This is a genomic window from Sphingomonas sp. BL-S-29, assembly GCF_055521495.1.
Map to the genome: position 1 here is coordinate 3,276,731 of NZ_CM145482.1, position 12,233 is coordinate 3,288,963.

The window sequence follows — 12,233 nt, forward strand, 5'->3', positions numbered from 1 at the left end:
TGCGCATAATAGCATGCCGATCTGATGATCTAATCGTCGCAGTGACGGCCGCCTATTTTCCGGCGCACCAATCGTCGAACGCCTGCGGGCGGAAGGAAGAATGACATGGAAAAGCGAATTCTCGGCAGGAACGGTCTCGAGGTCTCCGCCATCGGCTTCGGCTGCATGGGGCTGAACTTCGGTTACGGCACCTCGGTGAGCAAGGAGGAAGGCATCAGCCTGATCCGCGCCGCGGTCGAGCGCGGCGTCACCTTTTTCGACACCGCCGAGGTCTATGGCCCCTTCACCAACGAGGAAATGGTCGGCGCGGCGCTCGCGCCGGTGCGCGACCAGGTGGTGATCGCGACCAAGTTCGGCTTCAAATTCGAGGACGGCAAGCAGGCCGGGCTCGACAGCCGGCCCGAGAATATCCGCAAGGTCGCCGACGCGTCGCTGAAACGCCTCGGCGTCGACTCGCTCGACCTGTTCTATCAGCACCGCGTCGACCCCGCCGTGCCGATCGAGGATGTTGCCGGCGCGGTCAAGGAGCTGATCGCGGAAGGCAAGGTCAGGCATTTCGGCATGTCCGAACCGGGCGCCGAGACCTTGCGCCGGGCCCATGCCGTCCAGCCGGTCACCGCGCTGCAGAATGAATATTCGCTCTGGACGCGCGGGCCGGAAACCAATGGGACGCTCGCCGCCTGCGAGGAGCTCGGCATCGGCTTCGTGCCCTACAGCCCGCTCGGCAAGGGGTTCCTCACCGGCGCGATGAGCAAGGACACGAAACTGGGCGACAAGGATTTCCGCGCGATCCTGCCGCGCTTCACGCCCGAAGCGATGGCGGCGAACCAGACGCTTGTCGACCTGCTCAAGCGGATCGCGGAGGAAAAGAGCGCGACCCCCGCACAGATCGCCATCGCCTGGCTGCTCGCGCAGAAGCCCTGGATCGTACCGATCCCCGGCACCACCAAACTGCACCGGCTGGAGGAAAATCTGGGCGCGGCGGATGTGGTGCTGACGGCCGCCGACCTCGCCGAGATCGAGCGCTCGGCGGCGCAGATCGACATTGAAGGCGAACGCTACCCCGCCCATCTGATGGCGACCGTGGGCCGCTGAAGCACCGCCAGACCTTTTTATTGGAGCGAGACATGACTCAGAACATCACCAACAAGGTCGTCGTCATCACCGGCGCAAGCAGCGGTCTCGGCGAAGCGACCGCCCGGCACCTCGCGGCCAAGGGCGCCAGGCTCATACTCGGCGCGCGCCGGCTCGACCGGCTTCACACGATCGCCGCCGATATCGGCCTGCCGCCCGAAGCGGTGATCGAAACCGACGTCAGCGATGCGGCCCAGGTCAAGCGCCTGGTTGATTCAGCCGTCGCCGCGCATGGCCGCATCGACGTCCTCCTGAACAATGCCGGCCTGATGCCGCAATCCCCGCTCGAACGCGGCAAGATCGACGAATGGGACCGGATGATCGACGTCAACATCAAGGGCGTGCTCTACGGGATCGCGGCCGCCCTGCCCCATATGACCGCGCAGAAGAGCGGACACATCATCAATGTGTCGTCGGTCGCCGGGCACAAGGTCCGTCCGGGCAGTTCGGTCTATGCCGCGACCAAGGCCGCGGTGCTGATGCTGTCGGAAGGGCTGCGGCAGGAAGTGAAGCCTTACAATATCCGCACCACGGTCATCTCGCCGGGCGCGGTCCAGTCCGAGCTGCCGAACACCATCACCGATCCCGATGTCGCCCAGCGCATCAACGACTTCTACGAAGCCTATGCCATCCCGGCCGACAGCTTCGCGCGCATGGTCGCCTTCGCGATCAGCCAGCCCGACGATGTCGACATCAACGAGATCCTGTTCCGCCCGACCGCGCAGGATCTTTGAGCTTGGGCGTCGCTACCGGTTGGGTGCATCGAACGTCGTCCCTATAGCAGCTTCTCGATATCGCTCTCGATATCTTCGGGCTTGGTCGTCGGGGCGTAGCGCGCGACCGTCTTGCCGGTGCGGTCGACCAGGAACTTGGTGAAGTTCCACTTGATCGAGGTCGAGCCCATCAGGCCCGGCGCTTCCTTGCGCAGCTTCTCGAACAGCGGATCGGCGTTGGAACCGTTGACGTCGATCTTGGCGAAGACCGGGAAGGTCACGTCATAGGTCAGCGTGCAGAAATTGGCGATCTCGGCCGCATCGCCGGGCTCCTGCGCGCCGAACTGGTTGCACGGGAACCCCAGCACCTCGAACCCGCGGTCCTTATACTTCCGGTGCAGCGCCTCCAGCCCCTCATATTGCGGGGTGAAGCCGCATTTCGACGCGGTGTTGACGATCAGCAGCACCTGCCCCGCATAGGCCGACAGATCGGCGGGTGTGCCGTCGGCTGCCGTCACGCTCATCTCGGTAATCGCGCTCATCGCTGCCTCTCCTTGTGACGCGCCATCAGATAGGGCGGGTTGGCGCGCTCATGCGAGCCTGCCCTCGTGCAGCCTCACCACCCGGTCCATCTTCAGCGCCATGCGTTCGTTATGGGTGGCGACCAGCGCCGCCGAGCCTTCGCCGCGCACGAGGCGCAGGAACTCAGCCAGCACCACGTCGGCGGTCGCTTCGTCGAGGTTGCCGGTCGGCTCGTCCGCCAGCACCAGAGCCGGCTTGTTGGCGAGCGCCCGGGCAACTGCCACGCGCTGCTGCTCGCCGCCCGAAAGCTGGCTCGGCCGGTGCGTGAGCCGGTGGCCGAGGCCGAGCGAGGTCAGCAGCGATATGGCCCGCTCGTCAGCCTCGGCGCGAGTCCGGTCGCGGATCAGCTGGGGCAGCACGACATTCTCGGTCGCGTTGAAATCGGGCAACAGGTGGTGGAACTGGTAAACGAAGCCCAGATAGTCGCGGCGCACCATGGTGCGGCCATGCGCGTCCAGCTTTGCCGCTTCCTCCCCGGCGATGCGGATCGATCCGCTGAACCCGCCTTCGAGCAGCCCAACTGCCTGAAGCAGGGTCGACTTTCCCGAACCCGACGGGCCGAGCAGCGCGACGATCTCGCCCTCTCCCACCGTCAGATCGACGCCGCGGAGCACCTCGATCGTGGCGTCGCCCTGGGTGAAGCTGCGGGTCAGGCCGGTGACGGCCAGCACGGGATTACTCATAACGCAACACCTGCACTGGGTCGGTGCTCGCCGCCTTGAAGGCGGGGTAGAGCGTGGCGAGGAACGTCAGCAGGAACGCGATCAGCACGATCGCGATCATCTCGAACGGGTCGGTCTTGGACGGCAGGATCGTGAGGTATCGGATCGTCGGATCCCACAGATTCTGCCCACTGATCCACTGGACGAAATCGACCACGTCCTGCCGGAAGATCAGGAAGGTGAAGCCGAGCACCAGCCCCGCGATGATGCCGAGCGTCCCGATCGTGGTGCCCACCGTCATGAAGATCTTGATCATGCCCTTCCGGGTCGCGCCCATGGTGCGCAGGATCGCGATGTCGCGGGTCTTCGCGCGCACCAGCATGATCAGCGACGACGCGATGTTGAAGGCAGCGACGAGGATGATGATGCACAGCACGCAGAACATCACGACCCGCTCGATCGCCAGCGCCTCGAACAATTGCGCGTTCATCTGCCGCCAGTCAGCGATCACCCCCCTGCCCGCGACCTTGTCCGCCAGCGGCGCCAGGATCGTGCCGACCTGGTCGGCATTGACCGTCTGCAATTCGATCATTCCGACCGAATCGCCCATCATCAACAAGGTCTGGGCATCCTGCATCGGCATGACGACATAGGCTTTGTCGTAGTCATAGACGCCGATCTCGAAGATCGCGCCGACCGTGTAGGAAACGATGCGCGGTACCGTGCCGAATGGCGTGGTCTGGCCTTGCGGGCTGATCAGCGAGATCTCGCTGCCGACCTGCGCGCCAAGCACCTCGGCCAGCCGCGATCCGATCGCGATCCTGTTGCTGCCGTCGGTCAGGCTCGCGAGCGAGCCTACCACGACCTTGGAGCTGATGATCGGGTTGCGCCGGATATCCTCCACTCGCATGCCGCGGACCAGCACCGCTTCGACCCGCCCGTTATAGCTGGTCATCAGCGGCTGCTCGATCAGCGGCGTCGCGCTGGTCACGCCCGGCGTGGCCTTTGCGAGCTGAACGATGTTGCGCCAGTCGGGCATCTGGCCGCCAATGCCCTGCACCACCGCATGGCCGTTCAGCCCGACGATCTTGTCGAACAGCTCGGCACGAAAGCCGTTCATCACGCTCATCACGATGACGAGCGCGGCGACGCCGAGCATCACGGCGCCGAGGCTGAAGCCGGCGACAAGCAGGATGAACGCCTCGCCCTTGCCCGGCAGCAGATAGCGGCGGGCAATCATGCGTTCGTAGCGCGACAGGATCATGATGTTGGGAACAACCCGCCCGATGGTGATGGTCCGACCGCTCTAAGGCCGGTGTGCATTGCTGGCAACTGAACGCGCGTGTTGCGCAATCGCCACAGGGTCGCCGCAATCCGTTCGGCGCCGCCACATTCCCGGTGACAATCGCCGGGTCCGCTCCTAGCAGTCACCTCACTGAGACACAGGCAACGGCCGTGGTTCGGGGAATGCTTTCAGCGCCGCCCTCAGGGGCCGGGTTGCGGAAGCGGGACAAGGGGGCTGACGAGCAGTCGTCACGCAGGCGCCCGGGCTGGAAACAGCCCGGGCGTTTCGCGTTCCGGGTCCCCTCGCCCGTCATCCGACGGGCGAGGGAAGTCGATCAGAACGACTTGCTGATGGTGCCGCCAAAGGTCCGCGGATCGCCCGGCTGACCGACGATCAGGCCGGTGCTGCCGGACTGAGTCGAGAGCAGCTCGAAATAGTCCCGGTCGAACGCGTTGCGGACCCAGGCAAAGACATTGAAGCCGTCCTTGCGGTAACCGGCACGGAAGTTCGACAACGACCCGCCTTCGATCCAGGTATAGGCGGATGGCGACGGGTTGGACGAGAAACGCGAGCGATAGCTGCCGTCGTAACCGACATAGACCTCACCGCCCGATCCGCCCACCGGCACATTATATTCACCGCCGAAGGACAGGGACCATTTGGAGATGCCCGGCAAGCGCTGGCCGGAGATGTCGCAATAAGCCGGGCTGCGGCCACCCGCCGTTCCCGCAGGGTCGGTTACGCCGCCTGGCGCGGTCGCCGTGCCGCCGGACAGTTCGGGCGGGCATGGCGCGTTGGTGAACTTGACATATTTGGCGTCCGTGAACGCCCCGTTGAAGTACAGGTTGACCCGCTGGCTTGGCCGGAAGCTCGAGTCGAATTCGAACCCGCGCGAGCGCACCTTGCCCGCATTGGCGAGGTAACCGCGGATCACGTTGATCGCGTTGTTGTTCACCGTCGCCTGGTAATCGGTGATGTCAGTCCAGAACCCGGCCAGGTTCAATGTCAGGCGGCGGTCGAGGAACTGAGTTTTCAAGCCCAACTCGAACGCATTGACCTTTTCCGGCTTTACCGTCTGCGTGGTGAGGTCAACGCCGGTGCTGGTCGAGTTGAGCGGCAGACCTGAAAGGTTGATGCCACCGGACTTGAACGAGCGTGAGTAGGTCGCATAGCCGTGGACGTCGCGCGCGAAGTCATAGGATGCGGTGATATCGCCCGAAACGTTCCAGGCACTGAATTCGGGACTGTACCGCTGTGGGGCAAGCGTATTGATCTGATTCTGGAATGTCGTGCGGGCAGCGCTCGGGTTGGGTTTTGCAGCGAGCAGCGCCGCGACGTTGTCCGCCGTGGCGACAAAGTCATACTGGCTGTTGTGGATGCTCACGACCGCTTCGTAGAAACCGGACTTCTTGTCATAATTGACGCGCAGGCCAGGCTGAATGTGGAAGCCGTCAAAGGCCTCCCAGTTGAGCTTGCCGAACACGGCGAAGCTGGTGTTGTCGAAATTGATCGTGTTGGTCGACGTCAGGCCGTTGAGCACATTGGGATTCGACGCGTCAGCGCCGGACAACAGCCATCGGCTCGCGGCTGCCCCTTGAACCTGGGAGCCCTGGGTGTTGATCGTCTGATGGAAGAAGAAGGCGCCGAGCGTGTAGTCCAGCTTGTTCGAACCGTTCGAGGCGAGGCGGAGTTCCTGCGAAACCTGCTTTTGCTGTGACGGGTTCTGCGACACGGTCGTGATGGGCAAACCGATAAAGTCGCGGTCGTTCTGCGGTTGCCAATCCCAATAGCGCCATGCGCTGACTGAGGTCAGGGTGGCGAAACCGACATCCCAATTGGCCACCAGGGAGACACCGCCGATTTCCTGCCGTGAATTGATGCTGGCATCGAGATCGGTCACCCGATCGAACGGGTTCTTGCTCGGCGGCGTGTAACCCAAAGCGGCGGCGAGCGCGTCATATTGGCGGGCGGTCGGCCGCTGGGTGGCACCCACCCGCGCATAATATTGCACGCAGCAATCGGGGCTCTGCACGTTGAAATCGCCCGAAAGGGTCAGGTCGATGGTGTCGGTCGGCTTCCACAGCAGCGCGCCGCGCAGGCCCAGGTTCCGCTGACGGTGCAGATATTCGTCCGACTTCACATTGTAGATCGTGCCCTTGCGCGTCGTCCCCGAGGCCGAGAGTCGCACCGCGAGATTGTCGGACAGCGGACCCGATGCCGAGACCTTGGCCTGAACGAACTCGTAATTGCCGCCGCTGATCTCGACTTTCGCCTCGGGCGAGAAACTCGGCGCGCGTGTGGTGATGTTCAGCGCACCCGAGGTGGTGTTCTTGCCGTAGAGCGTCCCCTGCGGGCCGCGCAGAACCTCGACCTGCGCGACATCGACGAAATCGAAGGTCGAGGCGCCGATCCGGCCGATATAGACGCCGTCGACATAGAAGCCGACGCCCTGCTCGATGCCGTCGTTGGTCAGGCCGAACGGCGCGCCAAGACCGCGGATGTTGATCGCGGAGTTGCGCGGGTTGCTCGAATAGAATTGCAGCGAAGGCTGTTGCTGCTGGAGCCGGTTGACGTTGAACGCCCCGGTCTTTTCGAGCTCGGAACCGCCGATCACCGACATGGCGATCGGCACTTCCTGTGCGCGCTCCTCGCGCCGGCGCGCGGTGACGACGACATCGCCTGACGCGGCCGGCGTCTCGCCAGCCTGGTCCTGCGCCGGGTCATCGGCCACTGGCGCGGCAGCGGCAGGCGCGGCGGCCGTTGACACTGCGCCTGCTTCCGTAATCGCCACCGTCTGGGAGGCGAGCGCTGTTTGGGCAAGCAGCAGCATAGGCAAGGTAGCGAGCATTGGTGTCCCCTTTAGAGCTCGTAGTTCGAGTCGCGACTATAATTCCCATCTAATCGCTATGGTTTCACCATCGTAAGAACTTGCCGAACGCAAAGCTGAGCTTTCACCCACGCAAATCGGCCATTTCAGCTCTTGAACCGGCGCCAGGACGCCCCAGATCTGCGGTGTGCGGTGCCGATTGGGCCGCGCGAAAAGCGGGTGTCGCGCCGTTGCGGGCACCCATGACGTCCAACTCGCTTTGAATGAGGAGACCAACATGCGTCAGTTCGATTTGACCCCCTATCGCCGTTCGACGATCGGCTTCGACCGCCTGTTCGACATGCTCGAAACCAGCGCGCGTCAGTCGGCGGCGGACAATTATCCGCCCTTCAACCTCGAAAAGGTCTCCGACGACCGCTACCGTATCACGCTCGCCATCGCCGGCTTCGGGCGTGACGAGATCGAGATCGTCGCGCAGCAGAATCTGCTCCAGGTGAAGGGCAACAAGGCCGAAAAGGAAGGTGCCAGCGGCTCTTTCCTGCATCTCGGTATCGCCAACCGCAGCTTCGAGCGCCGCTTCGAGCTGGCCGATTTCGTTCGCGTGGACGACGCGCGGCTCAATGACGGCCTGCTGACGATCGACCTCGTCCGCGAAGTACCCGAGGCGATGAAGCCGAAGACGATCGCGATCAAGACGGGCGCGCCGCTCGCAGCGATCGATGGCGGCAAGGATAGCGAGGCGGCGTAATCCCCCAACGCCGCTCGCGCGGAAGAGGCGCCCGGGCCAAGTGCCTCGGGCGCCTCTTTTTTCATCCGAATCGGAACCGTTGATTCAGAACGACGTTCTTGCCGGATAGAAGGTCTGTTCGATCCGGGGGAATCCGATGAGAGCGCGTACCGACTCCGTAACTTCGCCGGCCGATCCGGCTCTGCTGGTGGCCACTGGACCCGACACGATGCTTGCCGAAAATCCCGAAATCGAGACGCTGCACCGAAAGGCCGACCGGTGTCGCCGGCTCGCCCTGACGGTTGGCGACCGGCATACCGTCGAGACGCTCATCGCCATGGCGCGGGAATATGAGGCCCAGGCCGATCAGGTGGCCGAGACCGCCCACTGAAAGCATGCCGCGCGTAGGTAGCGCCGCGCACGACCGTTCGCGACGATTGCCTCAGACGAGCCGCGACTGCCGCACCGCCGCTTCGATGAAGCTCGCGAACAGCGGGTGGGGATCGAACGGTTTGGACTTCAGCTCCGGGTGAAACTGCACGCCCACGAACCAGGGATGGTCCGGCCGCTCCACGATCTCCGGCAACATGCCGTCCGGCGACATGCCCGAAAAGACCAGGCCGCCCTTTTCGAGCGCGTCGCGATAGCCCGTATTCACCTCGTAGCGATGCCGATGCCGCTCCGAGATGTCGGTGCCGCCATAGATGGAGGCGACCACGCTGTTGCCGTCGAGCTTCGCGTCATAGGCGCCGAGCCGCATCGTGCCGCCCAGGTCGCCGCCCTCTTCGCGCTTCTCGATGCCGGCTTCGGTCATCCACTCAGTGATCATGCCGACCACCGGCTCGTCGGTAGGGCCGAATTCGGTCGAGCTGGCATTCGTGATGCCCGCGAGGTCCCGGGCGCCCTCGATGCATGCCATCTGCATGCCGAAACAGATGCCGAAATAGGGGATTTCCCGTTCGCGCGCGAAGCGCACGCTGGCGATCTTGCCCTCGGCACCGCGCTCGCCGAACGCGCCGGGCACCAGGATCGCGTGCAGCGGCTCGAGCTTCGCCGCGACATCGCTGTCCTTGGCCTCGAACAACTCGGCATCGATCCACTCGATATTGACCTTCACGCGATTGGCGATGCCGCCATGCACCAGCGCTTCGTTGAGTGATTTGTAGGCATCCTGCAGGCCGACATATTTGCCGACCACGCCGACGGTGACCTCGCCTTCCGGGTTGGTCAGCCGATCGACGATGTCGGACCAGCGCGACAGGTCGGGCGCTTCGCCGGGCTCGATGCCGAAAGCACGCAACACTTCGGCGTCCAGGCCTTCAGCATGATACTGCATCGGCACGGCGTAGATGCTCTTGGCGTCCAGCGCCGGTATGACCGCTTCCTTGGGCACGTTGCAGAACAGCGCGATCTTGGCGCGGTCGCTTGCCGGCAGCGGCTGTTCGCAGCGGCAGACCAGCACATCGGGCTGGACCCCGAGCGCGGCGAGCTCGCGCACCGAATGCTGGGTCGGCTTGGTCTTCAGCTCGCCCGCGGCCGCGATGTACGGCACCAGCGTCACATGGATGCTGACCGACTGGCCCCGGCCCAGATCGTTCCGCAGCTGGCGGATCGCCTCGATGAAAGGCAGCGATTCGATGTCGCCGACCGTGCCGCCGATCTCGCACAGCACGAAATCGAGATCCTCGGTCTCGGCCTGCGCGAATTCCTTGATCGCGTCGGTGACGTGCGGAATCACCTGGACGGTCGCGCCCAGATAGTCGCCGCGGCGCTCGCGCGTGATGATCTGCTGATAGATGCGGCCGGAGGTGACATTGTCCGACTGGCGCGACGCCACGCCGGTGAAGCGCTCATAATGACCGAGATCGAGATCGGTCTCCGCCCCGTCGTCGGTCACATAGACTTCGCCATGCTGGTACGGCGACATCGTGCCGGGATCGACGTTGAGATAGGGATCGAACTTGCGGATCCGCACGCGATAGCCGCGCGCCTGCAGGAGAGCCGCGAGGCTCGCCGCCATCAAACCCTTGCCGAGCGAGGAGACCACGCCGCCGGTGATAAAGATAAACCGCGCCATGGGAGAAAAGGCCTAGCGTCATCATGGGTCGCGCGACAAGCGCGCGACTCCAATATCGTTACAAAAAAGTGGCGAAGGGGCTCGCGCTTACTGCGCGAGCGGGACCGCGCTGTTCCCGGCTGGTGCGCCGGGTGCGGGTGCCGTCGTCGGCTGGGGCGCCGGCGGGGCGAGCTGACCGGCTGCCGGGGGCGTCCGGGCCAGGCTGGGGTCGATCTTGGCCGTGCTGTGGCCCATCGAGGCAATCACCGCGAGCAGAATCGCCAGGCCGACGAACAAGGTCGCGAGGACCGAGGTGGCGCGCGTCAGGAAATCCGCCGCGCCGCGTGCCGACATCAGTCCGGAGGGGCTGCCGCCCATGCCAAGCCCGCCGCCTTCCGAGCGCTGCATCAGGATCACGGTCACCAGACTGGCGGCGATGATCGCATGGACGACGAGGAGGAACTTGAACATGAAAAGGCGCAACCTGTGGCTTGGGAAGGCGGGCACATAGGCGAGCCGGCGCTTCCGATCAACCGCCAGAGGGAACGTCGTGCCGGACATTTCGCTTCCGCACTGAAACCAGCCGCGATTATGAACGTTATGTGTCCAGGTGCCCCAACGTGCGGGGCCTGGGCAAATCGTGGAATTTTTCGTGGCCACACTACCTGATCGATCGCTGGGCGGCTGGATGAGGACCCTGGTGGATTATGTGCGATCGGGCGAGCCCGATCTGACCAATCGGCAGATGGCGCTGTTGCTGGTGGTATATCTCAATCCGGGGCCGCATACGGTGCGCGGGCTTGCCCGTGTGCTGAACGTTTCAAAGCCGGTTGTGACGCGCGCCTTGAACAGGCTCGGTTCGCTCGGCTATCTGCGCCGACAGCGCGACGAAACCGACAAGCGCAACATATTCGTCGCGCGCACGTCTGAAGGGGCAGAATTTCTTGAAGAGTTTGGCCAGTTTATCGGCGACGCCGAGCAGCCAGTCGCCAGGCGGGCCTCCGCGTAGGAGCTTCGCGCTTCTCGGCCCGTCCGCCGTCCTGGATCCGCGGCATGACGCCGTAAGGCGCGACGTGGCGGACATCCGCCTCGCCGACCGCGTTTTTGCGCCTCATTATGCTGCCCCCATGCCGCGCCGAATCGCGAGCCAGGCGTCGCTGCTCGCCACTGATGCGGACGATGCGCCGATCCTTGCCGAACTTCGCTTAGGCGAGGTTTTCGAGGTCCTGGATCTCGCCGGCGGCAAGGCCTGGGGGATCGCGGTCGGTCACAATCTGGTTGGTTATATCGACGCAGCGGCGCTAGAGCCGATCAAATGACGGCAAAGGTCTTTATCGATGGTGCTGCTGGCACCACCGGCCTGGAGATTCGGGAGCGGCTGACCGGTCGTGACGATATCGAGCTGCTGAGCCTGAGCGAGTCGCGCCGCAAGGACGCGAAGGCGCGGGCCAAATTGCTCAACGACGCCGATTTTGTGATTTTGTGCCTGCCCGACGACGCGGCGCGCGAAGCGGTCACGCTGATCGAGAACGACCATACGCGCGTCATCGACGCCTCGACCGCCCACCGCACCGGTGACGGCTGGATCTATGGTTTTCCGGAGCTGGAGCCAGGTCAGATGGCGGCGATCGCGGAAGCGAAGCGTGTCTCCAACCCGGGCTGCTACCCGACCGGTTTTCTCGCGCTCGTCCGCCCGCTGGTGCGCGCCGGGCTGATTCCGGTCGACTGGCCGATCACCGTCAATGCCGTCTCCGGCTATTCCGGTGGCGGCAAATCGATGATCGCCGAGTTCGAGGGCTCTAATCCGCCACCCGCCGCGCGTCCCTACGCACTCGGGCTCGCGCACAAGCATGTGCCCGAGATGCAGAAGCATGCGCGCATGGAGCACCCGCCGATCTTCATGCCCTCGGTGGTCAACACTTACCGTGGCATGATCGTCGAGGTGCCCCTGCCCCTCCACATGTTCGTAAGGCGCCCCACGCTCGTCGCCCTCGAGACGACCTTGCGCGAGGCCTATAAGGATTCGCCGATCGTGCGGGTCGTCGATGCCGACGTGGATACCGTCGCGATCGAGGACGATGCCGGTACCGACCGGCTGACCCTGCGCGTCTGCGGCAATGCCGAGACCGGTCAGACCCGCCTGATCGCGACACTCGACAATCTCGGCAAGGGCGCCGCCGGCGCGGCGGTCCAGAACCTCAATATCATGGCGGGATTCGATCCCGTGGCCGGATTGACGCTTTAATC

The 12,233-nt window shown here is 64.2% G+C and carries 13 protein-coding genes; 7 read left to right on the forward strand and 6 right to left on the reverse strand.

Annotation, left to right across the window (positions count from 1 at the left end; genetic code table 11):
* Positions 1–105: 105 nt before the first annotated feature.
* Together ACZ1I2_RS15555 and ACZ1I2_RS15560 are read left to right on the forward strand one after the other, a co-directional pair.
* On the forward strand, positions 106–1,095 hold the full coding sequence (locus tag ACZ1I2_RS15555) for an aldo/keto reductase (RefSeq protein WP_465176641.1): 990 nt from the start codon (positions 106–108) through the stop codon (positions 1,093–1,095).
* A 32-nt stretch (positions 1,096–1,127) separates the two neighbouring features.
* On the forward strand, positions 1,128–1,868 hold the full coding sequence (locus ACZ1I2_RS15560; RefSeq protein ID WP_465176640.1) for an SDR family oxidoreductase: 741 nt from the start codon (positions 1,128–1,130) through the stop codon (positions 1,866–1,868).
* Positions 1,869–1,909: 41 nt separating this feature from the next.
* On the opposite strand, the gene ACZ1I2_RS15565 is transcribed toward ACZ1I2_RS15560, so the two are convergent.
* From ACZ1I2_RS15565 to ACZ1I2_RS15580, 4 genes are all read right to left on the reverse strand, one after another.
* A complete protein-coding gene (locus ACZ1I2_RS15565; protein ID WP_465176639.1) occupies positions 1,910–2,389 on the reverse strand; it encodes a glutathione peroxidase in 480 nt (159 codons plus the stop codon).
* Between the two features lie 48 nt (positions 2,390–2,437).
* Complete coding sequence (locus ACZ1I2_RS15570; RefSeq protein ID WP_465173236.1) at positions 2,438–3,112, reverse strand: ABC transporter ATP-binding protein; 675 nt, start codon at positions 3,110–3,112, stop codon at positions 2,438–2,440.
* Positions 3,105–4,355: a lipoprotein-releasing ABC transporter permease subunit gene (locus ACZ1I2_RS15575; RefSeq protein WP_465176638.1), complete on the reverse strand. Its 1,251-nt coding sequence runs from the start codon at positions 4,353–4,355 to the stop codon at positions 3,105–3,107. Before ACZ1I2_RS15575 ends, ACZ1I2_RS15570 begins: the two co-directional genes overlap by 8 nt.
* 355 nt (positions 4,356–4,710) lie before the next feature.
* A complete protein-coding gene (locus tag ACZ1I2_RS15580) occupies positions 4,711–7,224 on the reverse strand; it encodes a TonB-dependent receptor (RefSeq protein ID WP_465176637.1) in 2,514 nt (837 codons plus the stop codon).
* A gap of 256 nt (positions 7,225–7,480) precedes the next feature.
* Between ACZ1I2_RS15580 and ACZ1I2_RS15585 the strand changes: the two genes are divergently transcribed.
* Positions 7,481–7,951: an Hsp20 family protein gene (locus tag ACZ1I2_RS15585; RefSeq protein WP_465173233.1), complete on the forward strand. Its 471-nt coding sequence runs from the start codon at positions 7,481–7,483 to the stop codon at positions 7,949–7,951.
* Between the two features lie 187 nt (positions 7,952–8,138).
* Positions 8,139–8,321, forward strand: a complete 183-nt coding sequence (locus ACZ1I2_RS15590) for a hypothetical protein (RefSeq protein ID WP_465176636.1) — start codon at positions 8,139–8,141, stop codon at positions 8,319–8,321.
* Between the two features lie 51 nt (positions 8,322–8,372).
* Here the strand turns inward: ACZ1I2_RS15590 and ACZ1I2_RS15595 are convergent, their stop codons facing one another.
* A complete protein-coding gene (locus tag ACZ1I2_RS15595; protein WP_465173231.1) occupies positions 8,373–10,007 on the reverse strand; it encodes a CTP synthase in 1,635 nt (544 codons plus the stop codon).
* 87 nt (positions 10,008–10,094) lie between these two features.
* Positions 10,095–10,457, reverse strand: coding sequence for a preprotein translocase subunit SecG (gene secG / locus ACZ1I2_RS15600; protein ID WP_465173230.1), 363 nt, complete (start codon positions 10,455–10,457; stop codon positions 10,095–10,097).
* 217 nt (positions 10,458–10,674) lie between these two features.
* Between secG and ACZ1I2_RS15605 the strand changes: the two genes are divergently transcribed.
* The 3 genes from ACZ1I2_RS15605 (at position 10,675) to argC (ending at position 12,231) form a co-directional block, all read left to right on the forward strand.
* Complete coding sequence (locus ACZ1I2_RS15605) at positions 10,675–10,995, forward strand: MarR family transcriptional regulator (protein ID WP_465173229.1); 321 nt, start codon at positions 10,675–10,677, stop codon at positions 10,993–10,995.
* 118 nt (positions 10,996–11,113) lie between these two features.
* Positions 11,114–11,305 (forward strand): hypothetical protein, encoded by a 192-nt coding sequence (locus ACZ1I2_RS15610; RefSeq protein ID WP_465176635.1) that lies wholly within the window; start codon positions 11,114–11,116, stop codon positions 11,303–11,305.
* Positions 11,302–12,231 carry an N-acetyl-gamma-glutamyl-phosphate reductase gene (gene argC / locus ACZ1I2_RS15615; protein WP_465176634.1) on the forward strand — a complete coding sequence of 310 codons (930 nt, stop codon included), beginning with the start codon at positions 11,302–11,304 and terminating at the stop codon, positions 12,229–12,231. The genes ACZ1I2_RS15610 and argC overlap by 4 nt, the downstream gene beginning before the upstream one ends.
* The last annotated feature ends 2 nt before the right edge of the window (positions 12,232–12,233 follow it).